This is a genomic window from Embleya sp. NPDC005971, assembly GCF_040629175.1.
Classification (GTDB): Bacteria; Actinomycetota; Actinomycetes; order Streptomycetales; family Streptomycetaceae; genus Embleya.
Genome location: NZ_JBEXUX010000044.1, coordinates 62,017 through 85,509, shown reverse-complemented (window position 1 = coordinate 85,509; position 23,493 = coordinate 62,017). Strand labels below are relative to the sequence as shown.

Here is a 23,493-nt window from a genome sequence, read left to right as displayed (position 1 = left end):
CCTCGCTCGTGACTTCGTGTCCCTTCGCTTCGCTCCGGGCCACGAAGTCAACGTTTTGCGGCTCCGCCGCTCTCCGCGCTGCGCGCGTCGATCACGCGGCTCACCCATCTCGTGGGCGCTGACGCGCCGGGCCGCAGCCGTATTCGGGGGCCCGGGGAAGGCCCCATGCGTTGCCGCAGCCGGTTGATCGTGGTGGACCAGGGCCACGATGGTGGCTTGGGGGCCTGACCGGGTCGCTCCGGTGCCTGTAGAACCGCAGCGTTCGAGCGGGGGGTAACGGGTGGAGCGGGTGGGGGCGCAACCCGAGCCACCCGCAGGGGAACCGCAGCCGGATCGGGGTTCGCCTGCTCGTCTGGGCCGGCCGCCACCTTGCTTGCCGGGACGTGTGGTCACTCGTCCTTGGCTGTGGCTCGGATGGCCCGTCTGTGCCGCGTTTGTTGTGGCGTCGGCGACGGCTGCGAGAGTGTCGCCATGGTCGTGGGCTTGGTGGGTGCGGCGCGGGGCCGGTGGTCGGCAGGATCGGTCGGGGTGTTTGTGCGCGAACGCATTCGGATTGGGTGTGGTGAACGGGAGCGCGAAGAATGGGCGCTGTCGGTGGAGTGGATGGCGCGGCGGTAGGAGTGGTGGCGCGGCAGTGTGGGTGGTGCAAGTGGTGTGGGTGAAGCGAATGGTGCAGGTTGCACTGGCGGTGCCGGTGGAGCGGACGGTGTGGGCGTGAACGGTGACGAATCGAACGGTGCTGCGGAGAACGAGTCCGCCCCTGCGGTTGGGGAGGACGGCTCGACCCGGGCGTCCGACAAGCCTGATCCGGTAGCGCTCTTGCGCGACCAACTCGCAAGGTTGGCGCGCGGCGAGGCCCCGACGGTCGTCGGCGGTGTCGCACATATCGACGCTCCTCACTCCGACGGCGCCGAGCGTGCCCGCAGGCGTACCGCCGTGGCTGCCGACACCGCCGAGGCTGCCGCGCTTGCGGCCGAAGCCGCGCGCGTGGAGGCCGGCGAGGAGCCCTCGCTCACCGATCCGTCCGCCCTTCGAGAGGAGGGCGGCTCTTCCGCCCCGCGATCGGTGCACGATGTCGAACTGCCGCCGAGTCCGGACAACGAGACCACGGCTCCGGGTACTTCGGTCGACGCGAGCTCGGCATCGCCGGCAACCGGCGCGGCGGATTCGGCGGCGGCATCGAGGCCGGACCCCGAGAGCACTGTTTCGGTTGCTTCGGAGGCTGCGAGTCCGATGCCGGTAGGCGGTGCGGATGGGGTGTTTGGTTCGCAGGCGACTTCGGAGGGTGGGGTTGCTGCTCTTGCTGATCGGGACTCTCCGGATCCGACGGTGGCTGCGGCCCCGATCGCCGACCACGAGTCGGTCCTGCCGCGGGGCTCGGATGCCGAGAGCGGGGCTGCGGACGACCCGTCCGGTGCCGGTGTGTTGTCGACGCGGGATGTCGGGCGGGATGCTCGCGACGGGGAGCGGCGTCAGGTGCGGGCGGAGGTCGGCCCGGGTGGGGATGGCGGTGTCGGCGGGCCGAGTTCGCCGCGACCCGGTGGTCGGGCGGGTGGTGGGGGTTGGGTGGGGCCCGGTATGGGGGGTTTGCCTGCGGCGGCGCCGGTGGACCGGGATCGGCGGCCGTTTGCCGCCGTGGCTGCGGATGTTGCTCGGGTGTTGGCCGCTGCCGGGGCCCCGGAGCGGATGGCGCCGCAAGTGGCCGCCGCGTTGGGGGACGAGGCTGCGGAGTTGCTGGCGGCGGACCCCTGGGCGGTACTCGCGGTACCCGCGATCGCGCCCGGGCAAGCCGACCTGCTCGCGCGTGGAGCACTCGGCGCCGGCTGGGTCGCCGATGATCCTCGACGGGTGCGCGCGATCGTTTTGTGGTTGCTGCGACGGGCCGCCCGTCAGGGGGATACCGCGATCGAGGCCGATGCGGCGCGGGCCGCGCTCGCGCACTTCGAGGTGGGTGATCCGGACACGGCGCTGCGGGCCATACTCGCTGAGGGCCGGGTGATGGCCTTTGCCGCTGCGCCGCGTGGATCCGGGGGATCCGGTGCGAGTATCGATGATGTCGGTGAGAGTGGGGAGATCGACGGCGACTTGGAGGAGGACTTCGAGGAACCCGATGAATTGGGCGTCGTCGGCGGGGTTTTGCTTGCGCTCGACGACTATGCCCTTGCCGAGGAGGCCATCGCCGAAGCCGTTGTCCGGCTGTTGTCGACGGTTGAGCCGTGGCCGGAGATCGGCGACGGCAAGCTCGGTCGGGCGCTGAGCGACAACGGGGTTCTGCTGTATGCGGCAGGTCCCGGTGAGGAACCCCCGGCCGCGGTTCTGACCGTCGCCGCGCAGGCCCGGGAGGCGGGCCTGCGCGTGGTCGTGGTCGCGCCGACCCTCGACGGCCGGGATCGGCTCGGTGCGGGTGCGGTCGGGCTGCGGGAACTTGCTGCGATGGAGCGTGGCCCGGACGGCACGCTCGAACTCGACCTCCTCGTGGTCACCGACGCGACCCTGCTCGACGTCACCGCCGCCGCCGCGATCTTCGAGGCGGTACCGGACGGTGCCAGGCTCCTCCTCGCCGGTGACCCGGCCGGCCTCGAATCCACCGGGCCGGGAAGGGTGTTCACCGATCTCGCGGCCACCGGTACGATCCGTGCCCTGGTCGCCCCGACCGTTCCCGAAGGTCCGCTGGAGGCACTTGCCGACGGGATCCGTGACGGTCGGCTGCCCCCGATCCAGGACCCGGACCGCCGCGCCGTACTGATTCCGGCCCGCACCGGGGAGGAGGCCGCCCATCGATGTGCCCAACTGGTCGCCGACTCGATTCCGCGGGCGATCGGGATTGCGGCCCGGGATGTGCTCGTGGTCGCGCCCCTCGCCACCGGACCTGCCGGGGCGACCGCGCTGAACGCGGTGCTCAAGGCGAGGCTCAATCCGAGCCCCGAGGACCGGAGTTCCGCTGTGTCGATCGACGTCGGCGACTGCGTCGTTCGGGCCGCGAGCGACCCCGGTGGTGGGGTGGTTCGAGGAATCGTGGGCGACGTTCTCCCGGACGGCCGGGTGGTGGTGTCCTTCGGCGCGGCCGCTCCCGAGCCGGTCCAGCGGGCCGAACTGCGCCACGGTTGGGCTTTGACGGCTCGTCAGTCTCTGGGCGTTCGCCGTCCGGGTGCGGTGGTGGTACTTCCCTCCGAAGGTGCCGACGCCTACACCCGAGCTCTCATGTACACGCTCGTCACCCGAGGCGAACGCCACGTCTCGATCGTGCACGCGGCGGGGCCGGCCCTCGCCTCGGCGGTGGCCGCCGACCCGACGCGGCACCGAACCACCCATCTCCGACAGGCGATGGGCGAAGCGATGAGCTGAACGGGATTCCCTTGAGCGGCGTTCGGGGGGCGGTTCAGGGCGCGTCGGAGTGGTGGCTTTGGAGAAGTCAGGCCGAAAGGTGGTCGAACACGCTGTCCCAGAAGGGGGAGTTGTCCACCTCGGGTTCGATCGCGGCCATGTGCACGCGTAGTTCGGCGATGGCGGCGTGGCGGATGCGGTCGTCGTCGGTTTCCAAGGCATCGCGTCGTTCGACGACCAGGCCCAGGAGAAGGGCCAGGGTCGGCAGCGAGGAGGTGGCGATGCCTTTGTCGCCGTCTCCGTGGTCCCAGCCGGAAGGGTCGTAGTGGTTGATCTCGCCGATGTCGGTGTCGACCATGAGTTGTTGGTCGAAGTGCATGCCTATCGTGAAGCAGAAGTTCTCGGGCGGCGAGTCGTCGTCGGGGTAGCGACGCCCGTACAGTTCGTCGGCGTCGAACAGATATGGCTCGTCGGCGTCCCGTAGGTGGGTGGAGTCGAACTCGACGAGGTCGATCGCGACGGCGGGAAAGCCGGTGGTGGTGAGGAAGTTGCGAGTTTCGCGGTCGGTCAGTTCCGCGGGAAGGTCGGCCTCGTCGGGCCGCCAGAGCGAACCGCTGCCGAAGCGGGCCTCCAGCCATGCGGCGTCCGGGACCCGAGGCGTTGCGTTGGTTGTCGTCGTCATCGGTGTCTTGACCCCCTGTGCTCCGATCTCGCCGTACAGTCAATCGCACGGGCGCGGTGGGGGCGGCGGGTGGGGCGGCGGGCGCGGGTGCCGAGGTGCCGATGCCGTACACGTGGGCGTCGGGGCCGAGTTCCTCGACCACCGTCCCTGCGCCGACCGGCCGCCCGGGAGGGCGTGCGGCCCCGGTCGGCCGGTCGGGTGCCGATCCGTCGGGTGGTCAGGCGGATTCGAGGACCTCGAAGGGGTCGCCCACCCGGAGGGTCCCCGCTTTGCTGGCGGGCAGTTCGGGGATCAGGTTTTGGCCGAAGATCAGCTTCTTGCCGAACCGGCGGTGTTTGCCGAGGGATCTGAGCGGCTCGGGGCCGCGTTCGCCGGTCCGTTGGTCGGTCGTGGTGATCACGCAGCGCGAACACGGCTTGACGACGCGGAAGATGACCTCGCCGATACGGACTCGGCGCCAGTGGTCCTCGGCCCAGCCCTCGGGCCCGTCGATGACGACGTTGGGGCGGAACCGGTTCATCGGCAGCGGAGAATCCATCACGGCGTTCAACGCTTCGAGTGAGCCCGTGGTCGTCAGCAACAGCGGAAACCCGTCCGCGAAACTCACCCGATCGGACGCGTCCGCATACTCTTGATCGGGCATTCGTCGGGTCGGGTCGTCGAGATGCACCAGTCGTGCGTCGATCCCCAGCAACCTGCCGAACCACGTGTGCGCGTCGTCGGAGCCCAGGGCGGCCTTGACCTCGTCGTTCCAGACGGTCACCGGGACGAGGTGCGCGTCGGCGGTCGGCTCGACCCACAGTTCGTCCATCGAGGGCGCGTGTAGGGCCAGTCGCCCGCCCGACTCTCGACGTACCGTCACGGTGGCCAGCAGCGGGTTCTTGCGCTGGCTGAGGAACCGACCGGATTCGTCCACGAGCATCCAACGCCGGTCGCCGGCAAGGCCCCACGGTTCGACCACGGCCTCGGAGAGGTCGATACCGCGTGCGGATTTGATCGGATACACGTGCATGGAGGCGAGGTGGTGCATGCCTTCACTGTTTCACGCCGGCCCGGGGAAGCCGACGGGGGATCGGTGCGGCGCCGGCCGGCTCGGGACGGTGCCGCACGGGGTGCGGGTGGTACGGGTGGCGCGCGATCAGTAGCGGGGCGGGAACTGGCCCGGCTCGCCCATGTTCGGCACGCGCGGCGTCGGCACCTGCGGCGGCTGTACGTACTGCGCGGCGTACTGCCCGGCGCCGGGCTGCGGCGCCTGGTGTACGGCCTGCTGGGGTGCCTGCGGCGCGGCCGGGGCCATCGACGCGTACCCGGACATGTGCGCGTTGTTGTACTGACCGGCGCCGTACTGCGGGGAGCCACCGCCGTATTGCGCCGGAACCGGCAGCGCGGCGGGCAGCGCCGGCATCGGGGCGGGCGCGTTGTAGCCGTAGCCCGGGGCGGACGAGCCGTACGTGGACCCGTACGCCGGGGCGGGCGACGAGTACGACGACGGCAGGGCCGGCAGGGCCGGGAGCGCCGGGCGTTCGCCGAAGAGCGGGTGCATGGCGAAGTCCGGTACGGGGAGGTTGAAGGGGCCGATCTCCGGCCGACCGCGTTCGGCCACGAGCCGGTCGTAGATCGGGGTCTCCGAATACGGCGAGTAGATGCCGCCGTCATAGGCGCGAGCCGAGGTCATGGCCGATAAGGTACGCGATTCGCGGCGTCAGCGAACCCCCTGGGTCGTGACGAATTTCAGCGGGTTGCGTCTGAACTTCGTCAAGGCTTGCCAATAGCCCGGACCAGGGCAGTTCCATAGCCTGCGCAGGGCATGTGATAGGGCATCACATTTGGGTCCAATCCGTCGTCTCGGGCGTCTGGTCTTTCGCCGATCGGCCGGAGCATGATGCGGTACGAGCGGGCTTGGGCACCCGGAGTCGCCGTCGGGCAGGTGATCGGCGTCGGCAGGGGGCTTGTCCCGTGCGGGTGTGTGGGACCGGGTGGGAGCGGTGGTGAGCGCCGGGGCGGGCGGCGGTTTCGGGGCGGAGTCGGTCGGCGAAGGAGCGGTGACGCGCGTGGCGGAGACGGCTCGGGATGGTCGGGAATCGGACAACGTGGGTTCGGGGCGCGGAAGGTGGGTCGATCGCGGGCAGGGCGGCGGCGGTGGCGATCGAGGTTTGCGGTGGAGCGGTCGTTCGGTGCGGAGTGGTTCGGGCGACGACGGGGTGAGCCGCGACCCGGTGGCGGGTGACGGGCGACTCGCTCCGGGCGAGGGGTCCCGAGGCGAGCGCGCGGCGGACGACCGGGGCCGGGACGGTCTGGAGCGGGACCTGCTGGGCAGGGCCCATCCGGAACGAGGTCGCCTCGGCCGGGATCGGCCGGATCAAGGGCGTCTCGACGAAGGGCGTCCCGACGCGGATCGTCCGGGGCGAGACGAGCGCGGGCGGGACTGCTTCGACCGGCGGCGTCCGCAGCGGGAGCGCCTGTCGGCGGAGGGCTCGACACGGAACGGCCCGAGCCGGAACGGTCCGAGGCGTGACGATCCGGCTGACGCCGTCGATCGGCTCGTCGACGAGGGGCTGCCGCCGGCCGGTTCCATCGACCCGCCGCCATCCGGCGCGGTGTTGCTGGATCGCATGCACGGGGGCTGGATCGGGCGTTGTCTCGGTGCCTACGAGGCGGCCCGCATTCCGGACGGGTCGGGGGTGCCGGATGCCGCCCGGGTGGAGGATCGCAGCGACGCGATGGACCGGTCGGTGTTGAGCCTGCGGGTGTTGGAGCTGTACGGACCGGGCTTCACCAGTGCGCAGGTCGGGGCGTTGTGGCTGCTGACCCTGCCGTTCCTGCGTCAACGTGCGGCCGAACAGGCCGCGTACGAGGCGCTGTTGGGCGGGGCGTTGCCGCCGGCGACGGCGTCCCGGGCGAGCGCGCACGGCGGGACCGACGAGGCGATGGCGCGGGCGGACCTGTACGGGTACGCGGCTCCGGGTGATCCCAGGCGGGCCGCGCGGTTGGCCCGCAAGGACGCGGCGGTGTCGCACGTGGGGGAGGGGCTGTACGCGGCGATGTGGAGCGCGGCGCTCGCGGCGGCGGCGTTCACGGCGCGGGACGCGGCCCAGGCGGTCGGGGTCTCGTTACGGCATGTGCCGGTCGAGTCGCGGTTGTCGCGGGCGATTCAGGGTGTCCTGGTGGCCCACACCCGCGGCCGGACCTGGGAGCAGGCGGCTGCCGAGGTGCATCAGCGGTACGGGACCGGCTCCCGGCGGGACGCGCTGGGCAACGCCTGCCTGGTCGCGGCGGGGCTGTTGTGGGGTGACGGCGATCCGGGTCGGGGCATCGGCCTGACCGTGCGCGCCGGCTGGGACATCCACACCACCGCGCCGCTGGCGGGCTCGATCGCCGGGATCCTGCACGGCGCGGAGGCGGCCTGGCCGTCGCCGCCCGCGATCCGGGTCGGCACCGGCCTCCCGGGCCAAGACCACTGCACCCTGGCGCAGTTGGCCCAACGCACCCTCGCGGTGACGTACCCGGACGCGCCCCTGCGCTGAGGTCGAGCCGGGGCGGTCCCGGCAGCGCGAAACCGCAACCACCACGACGTCGCCGACCGACGTGGGGCGGCTTGGTCCCGCCGCCCCACGTCGGTCCCCGCCGCTGCTCGCCGCCTGCCGGACGGGTCAGATCGTCCACGGCGGGAGCACGCGTTCGGCGTCCCTGGGGGCCAGGCCGCAGGCGTCCGGCGGGGTGATGTCGTCGGGGTTGTAGGCGCGGGCTCCGGCGGGGGCGGTGGCGATGGCGGTGAAGCCTGTTTCGGGGTCGGCGTGGACTTGGCGTGGGAGGTCGGCGGGGAAGACGACGGTGTCGCCCGTGGTGGCGGTGAGTTCGTCGCCGTCGATGACGGCGGTGAGGCCGCCGGTGATGACGGTCCAGATCTGTTCGGCTTCGAAGGAGTGGTAGGGGCCGGAGGCGGCCGGGGTCATGTCCACTCGCCACAGGGCCGTGCCGGTGGTGCGGCCCTGGGTGGGGGAGGCGAAGGTGGTCATGGTGCCGTTGGGGGTGGTGGTGATCCGAGCGTCGGTGCTGCGCACGACTGGCATGTGTGGTCTCCTGGTCTTGCGAGGAATTCGACAATGTTGTTGTCTAAATAGTGAACCAGGTTGTCTATTCATGTCAAGAAACCCGTCCGCAGTCGGATCGAACGCCGACGATGCCGACCCGGAGCCGCCGGGCTTCGAGCTGCCGCTGCGCCTGTTGATGGCCTTTCGGATCGTCATCGACGAGGTCCATGCGGAGCTGGCTCGGCAGGGCCACCCGGACGTGCGCCCCATGCATGGCTTCGTCTTCCAGGCCATCGGGCCGTCCGGTACCACCGCCGTGGAACTCGGGCGCCTGTTGGGGGTGTCGAAGCAGGCGGCGGGCAAGACGATCGACGGCCTGGAACGACTGGGCTACGTCGAGCGCGGAGTGGATCCGAACGACGCGCGGCGCAGGGTGGTTCGGCTCACCGCGCACGGGGTGGATTCGCTGGTGAAGTCGGCGGCGATCTTCGAGCAGGTGCGCGCGAAGTGGGCCGGGACGTTGGGCGCGGAACGGCTGCGCGCGCTGGAGGAGGACCTGCGGACGATGACGCCGGGGGACTCGTTCCACTTCGACATGCCGGCCTGGTTCGGCGGCGGCTGATCGCCGGGCCGATCCCGGCCGGACCGGGCCGGGCCGGACTGTGGGCCTTGAGGCGTCCGTTCCGGCCGCTCGACTCGCCACCCGTACTCCCGGGCGTTACTCCCGCAGGATCAGTCCGCGTCCTCGGACTTCGTGCGGAGTAACCCGGACATCGGTCTTCGGCCCGACGATCGCGGGTCGGTCGGCCGAAAGCCTTGGGGGCATGGAGACACTCGCGAAGGAAGAGGCCCCACCGGTGCCGCGGCGGGGACGGTGGTGGGCGGTGCCGTGGGCTGTCGTCGGTGGTTGGCTGCTGGTCGTGCTGGTGGCCGGGATGTTCGCCGCCAAGCTCGGCGACGTGCAGCGCAACGAGGCCGTCGACTATCTGCCGGCGAACGCCGAGTCGACCCAAGTGGCCAAGGTGCAGGCTGGGTTGCCCGGTGGCGACGCGATGGACGTGCAGCTCGTGTACCACCGCGACGGCGGCTTGACCGCCGCCGACCGGGAACTGGCGGCGGGGCAGGTGGCCGAGGTGGCCGGGCGGCATGCGCTGGTGGCCGGGCCGGCGCCGGTGGCGCAGGAGTCCGTCGACCACGCGACGTTGCGCTACGCGTTGTCCATCGATCGGCGTGGCGCGGAGCCGGACGAGATCGTGCCCGACATCCGCAAGGTGCTGGATCGCCATCCGGACGGACTCACCGTCCGGTTGGGCGGGCCCGGGGGCATCACCGCGGACATGCAGGAGGTGTTCGCGTCGATCGACGGGACGCTGCTGCTGGCCAGCGTTCTCGTGGTCGCGGTGTTGTTGATGCTGACCTACCGCAGTCCGTACCTGTGGGTCGTGCCGCTCGTGTGTGCCGGGGTCGCGGTGGCGGTTGCCTCGGCGACGGTGTACGGGCTGGTGAAGGTGTTCGGGATCACCGTCACCGGACAGAGTTCGGGCGTGCTGACGGTGCTGGTGTTCGGTGCCGGGACCGACTACGCGCTGCTTTTGGTGGCTCGGTACAGGGAGGAACTGCGGGTCCACGAGCGACCGTTGTCCGCGATGGTGGCGGCTTTGCGCGGGTGCGGGCCGGCCGTCGTGGCGTCGTGCGGGACGGTCGTGGTCGGGCTGTTGTGCCTGACCGCCGCGGATCTGAACAGCAGTCGGGGGATGGGGCCGGTCGGGGCGGTCGGCGTGGTGTGTGCGCTCGCGGTGATGACGACGTTGTTGCCGGCGGTGCTGGTGTTGCTCGGGCGGCGGGTGTTCTGGCCGTTCGTGCCCGCGTTCGGCAGTGTCCCCAAGCGGGGCCGCGGGGCGTACGCCCGGATCGGGGCCGGCGTGTCCCGGCGGCCGATCGCGGTGCTCGTGGCGGGCGTCGTGCTGCTCGGGGCGGGCGCGTTGACCGCGTTCGCGCTGCCGGGTCCGCTGCGGCAGAGCGACGGCTTCACCGCGAAGCCCGAGTCGATCGCCGCGCAGGAGACGCTGAGCGCGGCCTTTCCGGAGCAGTCGGGTGCGCCGATCTCGGTGCTCGCGCGCACCGAGCGGGCCTCGGCCGTGCTCGGGGCGGTCTCCGCGACGGCGGGTATCGAGCACGCCCGGCAGGCTCGAACCGGGGGCGGCTGGACGGAAATCCTGGCCTTCGCGAAGGATCGACCGGAGTCGACCGGTGAACATGCCACGATCGAGCGGTTGCGGGCCGTGCCGGACGCGCGGGTCGGCGGCCCCACCGCCCAGCAGATGGACACCTCGCACACTACGGCCCGCGATCGCCGGGTGGTCGTTCCGCTGGTCCTGCTGGCCGTACTGCTCGTGCTGATCGTGTTGTTGCGCAGCCTGGTCGCGCCGCTGATCCTGGTCCTCGCGGTCGGGTTGGTGTGGGCCGCCTCGCTCGGAGTCGGTGGGCTGATCTTCGAGCACGGCTTCGGATACGCGGGCGTGGACGCACAAACGCCGTTGCTGACCTTCGTGTTCCTGGTCGCGCTGGGGGTGGACTACGGCATCTTCCTGATGCACCGGGTGCGGGAGATGGCGCTGCGTGGCGAGTCGGTCAGGGTGGCCGCGCCGGCCGCGCTGGAGACCACCGGCGGGGTGATCGCGTCGGCCGGGTTCGTGCTGGCCGCGACCTTCTCGGTGCTGATGTTGCTGCCGCTGGTCTCCCTGGTGGAGCTCGGATTCGTGGTCGCGATGGGGGTGTTGATCGATACCTTCCTGGTCCGGACCTTCCTGGTCACCGCCGCGAGCGTGGCGCTGGATCGGCGGATCTGGTGGCCGGGCCCGCTGTCCCGACGGCCCGGGGTGGGCGCGGTGGGGACCCGGCCCGTGGAACCGCCCGTGCCGTCCCGGAAGATGGCGGTGTGACGAAGCGATCGACGTTGGGTGGGGCGTCCGTTGCGGACGCCCTGCTCGCTCTCGTCCTGGCCGCGGGTGCGATCTGGTTCGCGTGGATGTTGCCGGGGCAGCGGGCGTTGGACCCGCTCGGGGTCGCGCTGCTGGTCGGCGGGGCGATCCCGTTGGCCTGGCGGCGGGCCAGGCCGGGAACCGTGCTGGTGGCGACGTTCGTGCTGACCGTGCCGTATCACAGCCGGGAGTATCTGCACGAGAGCGCGGCCGTGTTGGCACTGGTGGCACTCGGGACGGTCGCGGCCTACATCCGCCGCGAGGAGGCGATCGCGCTGACCTTCGCCGTGTTGTTCGTGGTGATCGTGGCGATGAGCCATGGCGGACGGGACGAGCCGACCTGGCGGGACCGTTGCGGGATGGTCGGCTGGGTGATCGCGGCGGTGGTCGCGGGGCAGGCGTGGCGCAGCCACCAGGCGTACGTGTGCGCCATCATCGATCGGGCCGAGCGCGCCGAGCGCACCCGGGACGAGGTGGCCCGGCGGCGGGTGGCCGAGGAGCGCTTGCGGATCGCGCGCGACCTGCACGATCTGCTGGCGCACAGCATCACGCTGATCGGCGTGCAGGCGGGCGTGGCCGCGCACCTCGCCGCCCAGGAGCCGCCGGCCGAACGTGCGGTCATGGTGGGCGCGTTGGACACGATCGCCGAGACCTGTCGGGACGCCCGGCACGAACTGCGGGCCACCTTGTCGGTGTTGCGCGACGCCGAGGAGGCCGCGTCGTACGAGGCGGTGCCGGGCCTGGCCGGGTTCGACGGCCTGGTACCGCTCGCGGGCGCGGCCCGCTCCGCGGGCATCGAGGTTGTCCTGACCGGGCATCAGGGACCGCCGCCGGCGCCCGAGGTGGGCGTGGCGGTGTACCGGATCGTGCAGGAGGCGCTGACGAACGCGGTGAAGCACGCACAGGCCCGATCGGTGTGGATCGAACTGTCGGTCGTCGACGCGGAACTGCGGTTGACCGTGCGCGACGACGGACGGGGGATCGCGTCGGAGCCGGACGTCGGGCACGGGACCGGGCCGGAGGTCGGCCGGGGGACCGAGGTCGCGGCGGGGCACGAGGCCCGGAAGGAGGCCGGGTTCGGCATCGTCGGGATGGCCGAACGGGCGCGCAGTGTGGGCGGGACGCTGGTCGCCGGGCCCGGCCCGGAGGGCGGATTCCGGGTCGAGGCAGTGTTGCCGATGAGTGAGCGAGCCGGCGCCGGGTGACACTGGGTGGGCACGGCGGGGACGGCGAGGTACGTGGCGACGGGGAGTGGTTGCGGATGACGCGTGGCGAGCGGGGGAGCACGTGACGGTCGGCAGGCTGCGGGTGTTGCTGGCCGACGATCAGCACCTGGTGCGGTCGGCCTTCGCGATGCTGGTGGGTTCGGCGCCCGACATGGAGGTGGTCGGTGAGGCCGCCGACGGGCAGGCCGCCCTCGAACTCACCCGTGCCACCCGGCCGGACGTCGTGCTGATGGACATTCGCATGCCGATCCTGGACGGGATCGAGGCCACTCGGTCGATCGCGGCCGATCCGGACCTGCCGGGAGTTCGGGTGCTGGTCCTGACCACCTACGAGGACGACGAGAACGTGGTGGCCGCGTTGCGCGCGGGCGCCGGCGGATTCCTGGTCAAGGACACACGCCCGGCCGAACTCCTGGCCGCGATCCGCACGATCGGCGCGGGCGAGGCGTTGTTGTCGCCGGGTCCGACGGCGCGGTTGATCTCGCGCGTCCTGCGGATGCCGGCCGCGCGCACGGCGGGCGGGCCGGAATCGGTGCTGGTGGCCGACCTGTCCGGGCGCGAACGCGAGGTACTCACGCTGGTCGGACGGGGATTGACCAACGCGGAGATCGGCACGCTGCTCGGGTTGAGCCCGCTCACCGCCAAGACGCACGTGAGTCGCATCATGGCCAAGCTCGGTGCGCGCGATCGACCGCAACTGGTGGTGACGGCCTACGAGTCGGGGCTGGTCGTGCCGGGAGACGACCTGTCCTCGGCGTAGGCGGACCGAGTCCGGACCGGTGTCGGCGCGCTCAATCGCGATACACCGCGACCGGGGCCGTCACCGGTCCGGATTCCGGGATGTAGCGGGCCACATACGTCTCGTACAGCCGCGACCACGTCCCGTCCTGGCGGATGCGCTCCAGCGAGGCGTTGACGAAGCGGACCAGGTCGGGACGGGTCTTGGCGATTTCCAGGCCGTACGGTTCGCGGGTGAGCTTGGGGCCGACCAACTGCACGAATCGGTCCTGGGCCTGGAGGCCGGCCATGATGGTGTCGTCGCCGACCGCCGCGTCCGCCTGGCCCTGTTGGATCCGGACCAGGCAGTCCGCCCAGGTCTCACCGGTGACCGGGGCCAGGCCCCGGGTCGCCCGCACCGCCTCGGCGGAGGTGGTGCCGGCCACCGTGCAGACACGGGTTCCGGAGGGCAGGCCGATCAGGCCCTTGGCATGGTCGGCGGCCGCGGCCGGGCTGTCGCGCACGACGAGTGTGCGCTGTCCCGACTCGTAGTAGACCGAGCTGAAGTCGACCAGCGCCCGGCGGCCGCAGTTCACCGTGACCGACTTCGCGACGATGTCCACGTCGCCGTTCGCGACGGACTGTTCGCGGATGTTGTTGGGCAGGACGCGAAAGTGCAGCCGGCTGGGGTCCGTACTGCCGAACAGGTCGGCGGCGATCTCCCGGACGAGGTCGATGTCGAAGCCCTTGAGCCGATTGTGGTCGGCGACGTCGGCATAGCTGAACGGGTAGCTGCTCTGGTCGATTCCGACGGTCAGGAAGCCCTGTCGCAGGATGTGTGCGAGCGAGCCGTCGCTCGCGTAGTCGGTGGCGCGCGGTGGCCCCGACCGGGGACGCAGGCTCGCGAGCGGGTCGCTGCACGAAGCGGCCGGCACACTCGCCGTTCCCGGTCCGGTCGGGCCGCCCGGAGCGACGGTGGTCGGCACGGCGCCGGTGGGCGCGGCTGCGGGGCGGGAGGCGGAGGTCGCGGAGGTACAGGACACCAGGAGCACCAGCACGGCCAGCAACGACAGGGGTGGCCCGACCACGACCCGGCGGCGCGCCGGAGGGCCGGCGGCGGGCCGGTTCGGCGGGTATCGGCCGGGCGCGGTTCGCAGGGACGTGCATCGGGACGAGTCGCGGAGCGGGCGGTGGACCGGGTGGTTCGGTCGGGCAACGTGCGCGGGCATGACGCGTCACCTCCGGTGGCGGCTCGCGGGACACCGCTCGGCTCGGCCGGTTCGGATCTGCTCGGGACGCTACCCGATCGCACCGGGCGACCACTGGGGGTAGTCCCCCGATTTCCGGGGGGACGTGCGACGGGCGACGGGCGGCAGCGCCGGGTCGACGGGCCGGCTGCGGTCGGCCTCCCGGCCCTCAGCCCTCGGCCCCGGACGGCCGACGACCCGGAACCCCCCGTCACCCGACCGGGTTTGCCCCGCCCCCGAGATCCCCGGTCAGGCAGCGCTGTAGCTGAGGCCCGAGCCAGGCGACGATCTCCGGCCGGGTCATGCCCACGATCGGCGGGAGGCGGAGGACATAGCGGCACAGGGCCAGACCGAGCACCTGGGTGGCGACCAGGCCGGCTCGGCGAGGGGCCTCGGTCGGGGCGGGGCAGACGCGGGCCACGAGCGGGCCGACTTGTTCCGCGAACACCGCGCGCATGCGTTCGGCGGCATCCTCGTTGGTGACGCCGGTGCGCAGCAGGATCATCATCGCCTCGTCGTCCTCCCAACGGTCCAGGAAGTGGGCCGAGAGCACGGCTCCGAGGTGCGCGTGGGGGACCGCATCGAGCGCGGGCAGCCGCAGGTCGACATCGGCGGCGGCGGCGAAGAGCTTCTCCTTGTTGCCGAAGTAGCGCATCACCATCGCCGGATCGATCGCGGCGTCCGAGGCGATCGCCCGAATCGTCGCGCGCTCGTAGCCGTCGGCGCCGAATCGTTCGCGTGCGGCGGCCAGGATCACGGCCTTGGTCTCGGTCGAGGACCTGCGCGAAGTGCTCATGTCAACGATTGTAGGCCAACGTCTGTTGACTTAATCGGTCGGGCGGTTCAAAGTTATGTCAACAGGCGTTGGCCAACACGTGTTGACCATGCATCCGCCGGCCCGTGTCGCCACCTCAAGGAGCCCGCCATGACCCCGCAACTCCCCGCGACCACCGACGTCCTGATCGTCGGCGCCGGCCCCGCCGGGCTCACCCTGGCGCTCGCCCTCGCCGCCCAGGGCCGCGACGTCACCGTCGTCGACGCACACGCGGTCGCCGAGCACACCTCGCGGGCCGCCGTCGTCCACGCCCGCACCCTGGAGGTGCTCGAACCGCTCGGCGCGGCCGGCCCGCTGGTCGAACAGGGCATCCATTCCCCGACGTTCACCATCCGCGACCGGGACCGGGTGGTCGTCCGGATCGACTTCGACGACCTGCCCACCGCCTACCCGTACTCGCTGATGGTGTCCCAGGCCACCACCGAGGAGGTTCTCCTCGCCCGGCTCACCGAACTCGGCGGCACCGTGCTGCGCCCGTCCACGGTGACCACGCTCGACCAGGACGCCGACGGCGTGACCGCGACCTTCGAGGACGGCGAGCGCATCCGCGCGGCCTGGGTGGTCGGCGCCGACGGCATGCACAGCACCGTGCGCGAGCAGGCCGGCATCGGCTTCCGGGGCGGCAGTTACGGCGAGTCGTTCGTCCTCGCCGACGTCCGGCTGAGCGGAGCCGTCTCGGCCGACGAGGTGGTCCTGTACTTCGCGCCCGCCGGCCTCGCCGTCCTGGCCCCGCTGCCGGGCGGTCGGCACCGGATCGTCGCGCCGGTGGCCGAGGCGCCGCACGAGCCCTCGCTCGCCTTCGTCCAGGAACTCCTGGACGAGCGCGGTCCCTCGACCGGTCGGGTGCTGGTCGAGGAGGTCGTGTGGGGCTCGCGCTTCCGGGTCCACCACCGCATCGCCGACACCTACCGCGCCGGGCGCATCCTGCTGGCCGGCGACGCCGCGCACGTGCACAGCCCGGCCGGGGGCCAGGGCATGAACGCCGGCATCCTCGACGCCGTGGCGCTGGCCCACGCGCTCGGCGCGGTCCTCGACGGCGGTTCCACCTCGGCGCTCGACGCGTACGGCGCCACGCGTCGCCCGATCGCCGAGCAGATCGTGAAGCTCGCCGACCGGATGACCCGGATCGCCACCGTCACCCCGGCGCTGCGCCCGCTGCGCAACACGGTCCTGCGCACGATCACCCGAATCCCCGCCGTGCGCCGCGACGTTGCCCTACGCCTCTCCGGCCTGCTCTACCGCTGACGATGGATCCTCTGCTGATCGGCCCGTCCGAATTGCCTCGGCAGGCCGTGGCGGCGAACACCCGAATCGCACGGGCGGCCCCGCGCAGCGAGATCGGGGCCGGGTGGTGGGCCGGCCTCGCGGCACACATCGAGCCCGTACCGGAGCGCGAGTACGAACGGCCGCGCCGGGTCCGTGTGTTGCCCGGCCACTGCGTGGACGGCGCGCACCCGCCGACCCGTTTCCGCCGGCGACGCGTGGTGAGCGACGAACAGTATCCGGGGTCCGTCGACCTCGATGCCGCCGGCAACGCCGCCATCGAGGCCGAACCGGTCGACGCACGGGCCCGCTTGGCCGGCGAGGTCATCCGCGACCACTTTCGCCGACCGACTCCGCGCGACCCGGCCGGGTGCCTTCCGCACCGCCCGGCCGGGCGTCGTCCGGCAAGCGTCGGCACGTCCGGCAGGGGCCGCACCGACGCACTCACGTCACACGTGTGCCCCCTGACGAAGCGTCACCATCGAAGGCGCCGCCTTGCCGTTCGTGGCCTCCACCGACCCCGATGCCGACGTCCCGGGCCGCCCCGAAGCCTGCTCCAAGGCCGTCGACAGGTCGTGCCACAGGTCGTCCTCGTGCTCCAGCCCCACCGACAGGCGCAACAACTTCGGCCCGATGGCGCCCTCGTCGCGCGCCGCGTCGTCGATCACCCGGTGGGTCAACGAGGCCGGATGCTGGATCAGCGTGTCGGTACCGCCGAGGCTGACCGCGGGCGTGATCAGCCGCAGCGCGCCGACCAGCGCCATCGGGTCGCCCGTCGGCTCGAAGGCCACCAGCGCGCCACCGATGCTCGGGTAGTGCACCCGCTCGATCGCCGGGTGGGCGGCCAGCCGCCGGGCCAGGGCCGACGCCGACGCCGACGCCTTCGCGACCCGGATCGGCAGCGTCGCGAGGCCGCGCAGCAGCAGGTAGCCCGCGAGCGGGTGCAACAACGCCCCCGTCGCGAAGCGGATCTGCCGGAGCACCGCGGCCGTCTCCGGATCGCAGGCCACCACGCCGCCCATCACGTCGCCGTGTCCGCCGAGGAACTTGGTCGCGCTGTGCAGGACCATCCGCGCGCCGGACCGCGCGGGTTGTTGCAACACCGGGGTGGCGAACGTGTTGTCCACCAGCAGCGGTACGTCCCCGGCCTGCGCCGCCAGATCGGCCAGGTCCAGTTCGGCCAGCGTCGGATTGGCCGGTGTCTCGACCATGACCAGCCCGGTCTCCGGCCGCAACGCCCCGGCCACCCCGTCCGGGTCGACCCAGGTGACCTCGGTGCCGAGCAGCCCGCTGGTGAGCAGGTGGTCCGTGGTGCCGTACAACGGCCGTACCGCCACCACATGCCGTCGGCCGCGTGCGGCGGCGGCGAGCAGACACGCGGTGACCGCCGCCATGCCGGTGGCGAACGCGACCGCGTCGGCGCACCCCTCCAACTCCGCGAGCGCCGTCTCGAAGCGGCGCACCGTCGGATTGGTCAAGCGGCCGTAGATCGGCGAGCCGTCCGGGAGCTCACCCTCCGCGTAGGCGTCGAGCGCGAGCGCCGCGGCCGGCAGGTCCGGCAGCGGATAGGTGGTGGACAAATCGATCGGTACGGCGTGCGTACCCAGGGCGGCGAGGTCGTCCCGACCGGCGTGCACCGCCCGGGTCTCGAACATGTGCCGCACCCCCGCCGAGCCGTCCGCGGCCCCGGCCACACCGCCCGGCACACCGGCCACGCCGCCCACGGCGATCGTCCCCGCCCGCCCGTCAAGATCCACTCGGAGGTCATCCATGCCCGCCATGGTCCGCCGACCCCCGGAGAATGTGCCCGATCACCGAACTATCATCGCCCGATGAGCCAATCCATCGCCCTCGATCCGATCGATCTCGGAATTCTCCGGGCCCTCCAGAACGATGCCCGGATCAGCAACAAGGCGCTCGCCGCCGAGGTCGGCATCGCCCCCTCGACCTGCCTGGATCGAGTCGCCCGGCTGCGTTCGGCCGGGGTGGTCAAGGGCGCCACGGTGGAGGTGGACGCGGCGGCGCTGGGCCGCCCGCTGCAGGCGATGCTCGCGGTTCGGGTACGGCCGCACCACCGCGTGGTGCTCAACCCGTTCGTGGGGCACGTGCTCAAGCTGCCGGAGACCCGTGCGCTCTACCACCTGGCCGGACCCGACGACTTCCTCGTGCATGTCGCGGTCGCCGACGCGACCGGCCTGCAGCGGCTCGTGGTGGACGGCTTCACCTCGCGCACGGAGGTGACCCAGGTGCACACCATGCTGATATTCCAGCAATGGCAGGGCGGCCCGCTGCTCCCACCCGAGCCGCAGAGCCCGGCCCGCCGCCTGACGGCCGGGTAGCGCGGCCAGGCCCCACCAGGATCCACCGGACAGGGCCTAGCGCGGCCCGGCGGCCTCCACGTCCGTCGCCGCCCGCTCCTCCTGCCGCGCGGACAACACGGTGCCCACCGCGACCGCCAGCGCCGCCACCGCACCCGCGGTCGGCACCGCCGCCGCGCCCAGGAACGTGCACAGCAGGACCGCCACGCCGGCGGTCGGCAGCACCGCCTTCTGGGCGAGGCCGACCTTGTGGTGCCGTGCGTGCAGCACGAACGTGCTCAGCAGGAACAGCGCCGCCGGGATCGTCACACTCGCCGACGCGGCCGTCCGGGAGATGTGCGCCTCGCCCACGGCCTGCTCGATGGTGACCTCCAGACCCGCGCCGATCGCCGCCGCCGAGCCGAAGACCAGATAGTGGCCGTATCCCCACAGGAACGCCTGCCGACTGGACGCGAGGTAGTCGTGGATCGGTACCGCGAAGTAGATCCAGTACGCCGCGAACACGATCAACAGGCCGCCCCCGGCGATCGGCAACAGCTCGTCCAGCGCGGCCTCGTCGTCGAGCGCGGTCTGGATCGCGATGGTCGCGGCGGAGACGCTCTCGCCCAGCATGATGATGGTGAACAGCCCGTACCGCTCGGCGATGTGACGCGGGTGCCAGGTCGTGGCGTGGTCGCGCTCGGCGATCGCGGGCACCGCGAGTTCGGCGATCACCAGGAGTGCGAACCCCCACTTCCACGCGGCGTCCGGCAGGAGCAGCAGCACCACCCAGCCGATCTGCACCAGCACCAGCCCGGCCGCGTAGCGCAGCGCGGTGCGCCGGGCCGCGGCGTCGGTCTCGTCGTGCGCCGCCCGCAGCCACTGGAAGGTCAGCGCGAGCCGCATGATCAGGTAGCCCACGATGGCGACCGCGTAGTCGCTGTTCTCGAACGCGCGGGGCACCCCGGCGGCCAGGACCAACACGCCGGTGATCTGGACGAGGGTGGCGATCCGGTACAGCGGGTCGTCACAGTCGTACGCGGACGCGAACCAGGTGAAGTTGACCCACGCCCACCAGATCGCGAAGAACACCAACAGGTAGCCCGCGAGCCCGTGCCCGGGGTGTCCCTCCGCCAGCGAGTGCACCAGTCGGCTGCCGGCCTGGGCCACCGCGACCACGAAGGTCAGGTCGAAGAACAACTCCAGTGGGGTGGACGCGCGATGCTCCTCGGTGGTGTCGCGCGAGGTCATCCGGCGCAGAATGGCGTGCGAGGTGGCGGGGCGCGCGCGATCGCTCACGAGGCGGGACCTCTCGTTCCGGGCGTGATCATGCGCGGACAGTATCGGAATCGGCGCGGCAAATCGGGCCATTTTGAGCGGACATTCGGGCCTTCGCGCGGCCCGGTCAATCCGAGGTCAACACCGAGGCGTGCAACTCGTCCGGGCGGGTGTGCCCGGACAGGGCCATGGACAGGTCGAACTCGGCCAGCAGGCACCGAAGTACGTGCCGCACGCCGGCCTCGCCGCCCAACGCCAGTCCGTAGACGTACGGCCGGCCCAGCAACACCGCCCGGGCGCCCAGGGCCAGCGCCTTGAGCAGATCCGTCCCGGTGCGTACGCCGCTGTCGAAGAGCACCGTCAAGTCCTCGCCGACCGCCGCCACCACCGCCGGCAGCGCGTCCAACGCGGCCACCGCCCCGTCGAGTTGGCGCCCGCCGTGGTTGCTGACCACGACCCCGTCCAGACCGGCGTCGCGGGCCCGGCAGGCGTCGTCCGGATGCAGGACACCCTTGAGCACGATCGGCCCGATCCAGTTCTCGCGCAGGAACGCCAGGTCGGCCCACGTCTTGGTCGGATCGGAGAACATTCCCGCCCAGTGCACGATCGCCGCGGTCGGGTCCTCCGCGATCGGCTTGCTCAGCCCGGCCAGGAAGGCCGGATCGCTCAGATAGTTCGCGATGCCGACCTGGTGCAGGAAGGGCAGATAGGCGCGATCCAGGTCGTTGGGCCGCCAGCCCAGGAACCAGGTGTCCAGGGTGACCACGAGCGCGGTGTACCCGGCCGCCCGAGCCCGGGCGAGCAGGCTGATCGTCACGTCGTCGTCGCGCGGCCAGTAGAGCTGGAACCAGCGCGGACCCGACCCGGACGCGGCGGCGACCTCCTCCAACGTATGGGACGACGCCGTGCTCAACACCATCGGCAGCCCCAGTGCGGCCGCGGCGCGCGCGGTCGCCAACTCGCCCTCGGGATGCACGATGGACTGCACCCCGACCGGCCCGAGCAACACCGGCGCCGGTGTCGCGGTGCCCAGCACGGAGCAGGACAGGTCGCGCGTCCCCACGTCGCGCAACATGCGCGGGACGATCCGGCGCCGCTCGAACGCCGCCCGATTGGCCCGCATCGTCGCCCCGCCGCCCGCCCCGCCCAGCACGTAGCCGCGCGGACCCGGATCGAGCCGTTCGCCGGCGGCCACCTCCAGGGCGCCGGCGTCCGTGGGATACGCGGGCGTCTGCCCGGTCAGCAGGCCATCGAGGTAGATCGAGTCCTGGAACGCGGAATAGGGACCGGCAGCGTCGGCGCCATCGACCACGACTGCACACCTTTCGCCGAGTGGAATCGGAACCCCCGACCCTTGCGCACCCGTCGACGGCGCGGAAGGGCCGAACGAGTCGGCGCCGGTATATCGGGGCAGATTCGTTCGTGTGCCGTCCGCACCATCCGCACGCGAGACCCGAATACGGATACGGACACGGACACGGACACGAGCTTGGGGGGAAAGACGCATGACCCGCATCACCCGGATACCGGGGATGGCCCTGACCGATCACACCTTCACCGTTCCGCTCGACCACTCCCGTCCGGACGGGCCGACCATCGAGGTCTTCGCACGCGAGGTGGTCGATCCGCTCGCCGCGGACCGGAAGCGGCCGTGGTTGTGCTTCCTGCAGGGCGGCCCGGGCGGCAAGGCCGGGCGACCCAATCGCGCCACCGGCTGGCTTCAGCGCGCGCTGCGCACCCACCGCGTACTGCTCCTGGACCAACGCGGCACCGGTCGCAGCACGCCGATCACACCGAGCCTGGCGGCCCGTACCGCACCCGAGGAACTCGCCGCGCTGCTGCGGCACATGCGCGAGGACGCGATCGTCGCAGACGCCGAGTTCATCCGTCGACGGCTGTGCGGCGACGAGCCGTGGGAGACGCTCGGGCAGAGCTATGGCGGTTTCATCACGCTCGCCTACCTCTCCCAAGCGCCCGAGGGCCTGAAGTCCTGTTATGTCACCGGGGGCTTGATCGGCCTGGACTGCACGGCCGAGGACGTCTACCACCGCACGTATCCCCGGGTGCGGGCGAAGAACGCCGAGTACTACGCCCGCTATCCGGACGACGTGGCGGCGGTGCGGCGACTGGCCGACCATCTGGCCGCGCACGACGTGCGGTTGCCCGACGGCGACCGACTCACCCCGCGCCGGCTGCAGTTCCTGGGCCAGGTGTTCGGGATGGGCGACGGCTTCGAGCAGGTGCACTGGATGCTGGACGAGGCGTGGGACGGCGACCGGGTCTCGGACACCTTCCGGGCCGCCGCGATGCACGCCACCGCCCTCACCGACCAGCCGCTGTGGGCCGTGCTCCAGGAGCCGATCTACGCGCAGGGCAAGGTCGCCACCGGATGGGCCGCGGCGAAGGTGCACGCGGAGCTGCCGGAGTTCGCCGAGACCGCCGATCCGCTGCTGTTCACCGGCGAGATGATGTACCCCTGGATGTTCGAGGAGATCGCCGCCCTGCGCCCCTTCCGCGAAGCGGCCGACCTGCTCGCCCGGCACGACGACTGGCCCGTCCTGTACGACGTCGAGCGACTGCGGAACAACCGGGTCCCGGTCGCGGCGGCGGTTTTCTTCGACGACATGTACGTGGACGCGGACCTGTCCCTGGACACCGCGCGCCGGGTGGCCAACGTTCGGGCGTGGGTCACCAACGAATGGGAGCACAACGGCTCCAACGCCTCCGGCGGCGCGGTCCTGGACCGCCTGATGGACATGGTCGCCGGCCGACTGTGACCGGGAACGACACGCCGACCGAACCGGCCGCCCGAGTGCCTCGTGCTCGGGCCGCCGGTGTCGGCTTCAGCTCGGTTGCTCGGGACCCGCCCACAGGTGGCGGACGTGGCCGATGTGCCGGGCCATCACGTCCTCGGCCCGGGCGGGATCGCCGGTGGCGAGCGCGTCCAGGAGTTCGAGGTGCTCGGCGGCGGACGCGGCGAGGCGGCCGTTCTGCGCGAGCCGGGACAGGCCGTACAGGCGCGAGCGTTTGCGCAGATCGCCGACCACCCGAACCAGGTGTTCGTTGCCCGCCAACGCGAGCAACGACAGATGGAAGCGGCGATCCGCCTCCACGTACCTGATCAGGTCGCCCTCCTCCGCCGCCGCCACGATCTCCTCGGCGACCGGTCGCAGCGCGGCCAGTTGGGCCGGGGTGACCACGCCCGCGAGGCGGGCCACCACCGGAACCTCGATCAGCGCGCGGACCTCGGTGAACTCGTCCAACTCGCGGTCGGAGAGCTCGGTGACCCGAAAGCCCTTGTTGCGAACGGCCTCGACCAGTCCCTCGTTGGCGAGGTCGAGCATCGCCTCGCGGACCGGGGTCGGTGACACGCCGAACTGCGCGGCCAACGCGGGCGCGGAATAGACCACACCCGGCCGCATCTCGCCCGCGATCAACGCCGCGCGCAACTCCCGTGCCACCCGATCCCGCAGGATCGGCCGATCATCGAAGGACGGCAGCGCGAGCGCTCCGTGTCCCGTTTCCATGGTGCCTCCTCCCGCCATGCTACTGACGGTCAGTCACCCTGTGGGCGGGATCGGAGCTGTGCGTACGGGCGATCACCGAGCGTGA

The 23,493-nt window shown here is 71.8% G+C and carries 19 protein-coding genes; 9 read left to right on the top strand and 10 right to left on the bottom strand.

The window, feature by feature from the left end; all coding sequences use genetic code 11:
• The first annotated feature begins 1,656 nt into the window (after positions 1–1,656).
• Complete coding sequence (locus tag ABZ374_RS31930; RefSeq protein WP_360317663.1) at positions 1,657–3,345, top strand: AAA family ATPase; 1,689 nt, start codon at positions 1,657–1,659, stop codon at positions 3,343–3,345.
• 67 nt (positions 3,346–3,412) lie between these two features.
• On the opposite strand, the gene ABZ374_RS31925 is transcribed toward ABZ374_RS31930, so the two are convergent.
• The 3 genes from ABZ374_RS31925 to ABZ374_RS31915 form a co-directional block, all read right to left on the bottom strand.
• Positions 3,413–4,006, bottom strand: a complete 594-nt coding sequence (locus ABZ374_RS31925; RefSeq protein WP_360317661.1) for an SUKH-4 family immunity protein — start codon at positions 4,004–4,006, stop codon at positions 3,413–3,415.
• A 217-nt stretch (positions 4,007–4,223) separates the two neighbouring features.
• Positions 4,224–5,036, bottom strand: coding sequence for an MOSC N-terminal beta barrel domain-containing protein (locus ABZ374_RS31920; RefSeq protein WP_360317659.1), 813 nt, complete (start codon positions 5,034–5,036; stop codon positions 4,224–4,226).
• A 108-nt stretch (positions 5,037–5,144) separates the two neighbouring features.
• Complete coding sequence (locus ABZ374_RS31915; protein WP_360317657.1) at positions 5,145–5,681, bottom strand: DUF6643 family protein; 537 nt, start codon at positions 5,679–5,681, stop codon at positions 5,145–5,147.
• Positions 5,682–6,603: 922 nt separating this feature from the next.
• On the opposite strand from ABZ374_RS31915, the gene ABZ374_RS31910 reads away from it, so the two are divergent.
• Positions 6,604–7,530 (top strand): ADP-ribosylglycohydrolase family protein, encoded by a 927-nt coding sequence (locus ABZ374_RS31910; RefSeq protein ID WP_360317655.1) that lies wholly within the window; start codon positions 6,604–6,606, stop codon positions 7,528–7,530.
• 126 nt (positions 7,531–7,656) lie between these two features.
• On the opposite strand, the gene ABZ374_RS31905 is transcribed toward ABZ374_RS31910, so the two are convergent.
• The gene (locus tag ABZ374_RS31905; RefSeq protein WP_360317653.1) at positions 7,657–8,076 is read right to left on the bottom strand and encodes a cupin domain-containing protein; all 420 of its coding nucleotides are present in this window, start codon (positions 8,074–8,076) and stop codon (positions 7,657–7,659) included.
• Between the two features lie 70 nt (positions 8,077–8,146).
• Between ABZ374_RS31905 and ABZ374_RS31900 the strand changes: the two genes are divergently transcribed.
• The 4 genes from ABZ374_RS31900 to ABZ374_RS31885 all read left to right on the top strand — a co-directional run bounded on the left by ABZ374_RS31900 (position 8,147) and on the right by ABZ374_RS31885 (position 13,004).
• Positions 8,147–8,659, top strand: coding sequence for a MarR family winged helix-turn-helix transcriptional regulator (locus ABZ374_RS31900; protein ID WP_360317651.1), 513 nt, complete (start codon positions 8,147–8,149; stop codon positions 8,657–8,659).
• Positions 8,660–8,861: 202 nt separating this feature from the next.
• Positions 8,862–10,979, top strand: coding sequence for an MMPL family transporter (locus ABZ374_RS31895; protein WP_360317649.1), 2,118 nt, complete (start codon positions 8,862–8,864; stop codon positions 10,977–10,979).
• On the top strand, positions 10,976–12,223 hold the full coding sequence (locus ABZ374_RS31890; RefSeq protein ID WP_360317647.1) for a sensor histidine kinase: 1,248 nt from the start codon (positions 10,976–10,978) through the stop codon (positions 12,221–12,223). Before ABZ374_RS31895 ends, ABZ374_RS31890 begins: the two co-directional genes overlap by 4 nt.
• A gap of 82 nt (positions 12,224–12,305) precedes the next feature.
• The gene (locus ABZ374_RS31885) at positions 12,306–13,004 is read left to right on the top strand and encodes a response regulator transcription factor (protein ID WP_360317645.1); all 699 of its coding nucleotides are present in this window, start codon (positions 12,306–12,308) and stop codon (positions 13,002–13,004) included.
• Positions 13,005–13,035: 31 nt separating this feature from the next.
• Here ABZ374_RS31885 and ABZ374_RS31880 read toward each other — a convergent pair whose 3' ends face one another.
• Both ABZ374_RS31880 and ABZ374_RS31875 read right to left on the bottom strand, forming a co-directional pair.
• Positions 13,036–14,190 carry a transporter substrate-binding domain-containing protein gene (locus ABZ374_RS31880; RefSeq protein WP_360317643.1) on the bottom strand — a complete coding sequence of 385 codons (1,155 nt, stop codon included), beginning with the start codon at positions 14,188–14,190 and terminating at the stop codon, positions 13,036–13,038.
• A 229-nt stretch (positions 14,191–14,419) separates the two neighbouring features.
• Positions 14,420–15,004 carry a TetR family transcriptional regulator gene (locus ABZ374_RS31875; protein WP_360317641.1) on the bottom strand — a complete coding sequence of 195 codons (585 nt, stop codon included), beginning with the start codon at positions 15,002–15,004 and terminating at the stop codon, positions 14,420–14,422.
• Between the two features lie 129 nt (positions 15,005–15,133).
• On the opposite strand from ABZ374_RS31875, the gene ABZ374_RS31870 reads away from it, so the two are divergent.
• Complete coding sequence (locus ABZ374_RS31870; RefSeq protein WP_360317638.1) at positions 15,134–16,288, top strand: FAD-dependent oxidoreductase; 1,155 nt, start codon at positions 15,134–15,136, stop codon at positions 16,286–16,288.
• Between the two features lie 467 nt (positions 16,289–16,755).
• Here the strand turns inward: ABZ374_RS31870 and ABZ374_RS31865 are convergent, their stop codons facing one another.
• Positions 16,756–17,961, bottom strand: coding sequence for a PLP-dependent transferase (locus ABZ374_RS31865; protein WP_360317667.1), 1,206 nt, complete (start codon positions 17,959–17,961; stop codon positions 16,756–16,758).
• Positions 17,962–18,138: 177 nt separating this feature from the next.
• Between ABZ374_RS31865 and ABZ374_RS31860 the strand changes: the two genes are divergently transcribed.
• Positions 18,139–18,645, top strand: a complete 507-nt coding sequence (locus ABZ374_RS31860) for an Lrp/AsnC family transcriptional regulator (protein ID WP_360317636.1) — start codon at positions 18,139–18,141, stop codon at positions 18,643–18,645.
• A gap of 36 nt (positions 18,646–18,681) precedes the next feature.
• Here the strand turns inward: ABZ374_RS31860 and ABZ374_RS31855 are convergent, their stop codons facing one another.
• On the bottom strand, positions 18,682–19,854 hold the full coding sequence (locus ABZ374_RS31855; protein ID WP_360317665.1) for a low temperature requirement protein A: 1,173 nt from the start codon (positions 19,852–19,854) through the stop codon (positions 18,682–18,684).
• Positions 19,855–20,008: 154 nt separating this feature from the next.
• On the bottom strand, positions 20,009–21,193 hold the full coding sequence (locus tag ABZ374_RS31850) for an alpha-hydroxy-acid oxidizing protein (protein ID WP_360317633.1): 1,185 nt from the start codon (positions 21,191–21,193) through the stop codon (positions 20,009–20,011).
• A gap of 193 nt (positions 21,194–21,386) precedes the next feature.
• Here ABZ374_RS31850 and ABZ374_RS31845 point away from each other — a divergent pair, with 193 nt between their 5' ends.
• The gene (locus tag ABZ374_RS31845; protein ID WP_360317631.1) at positions 21,387–22,658 is read left to right on the top strand and encodes an alpha/beta fold hydrolase; all 1,272 of its coding nucleotides are present in this window, start codon (positions 21,387–21,389) and stop codon (positions 22,656–22,658) included.
• Between the two features lie 66 nt (positions 22,659–22,724).
• Here the strand turns inward: ABZ374_RS31845 and ABZ374_RS31840 are convergent, their stop codons facing one another.
• The gene (locus tag ABZ374_RS31840) at positions 22,725–23,408 is read right to left on the bottom strand and encodes a GntR family transcriptional regulator (protein WP_360317628.1); all 684 of its coding nucleotides are present in this window, start codon (positions 23,406–23,408) and stop codon (positions 22,725–22,727) included.
• Positions 23,409–23,493 lie beyond the last annotated feature (85 nt).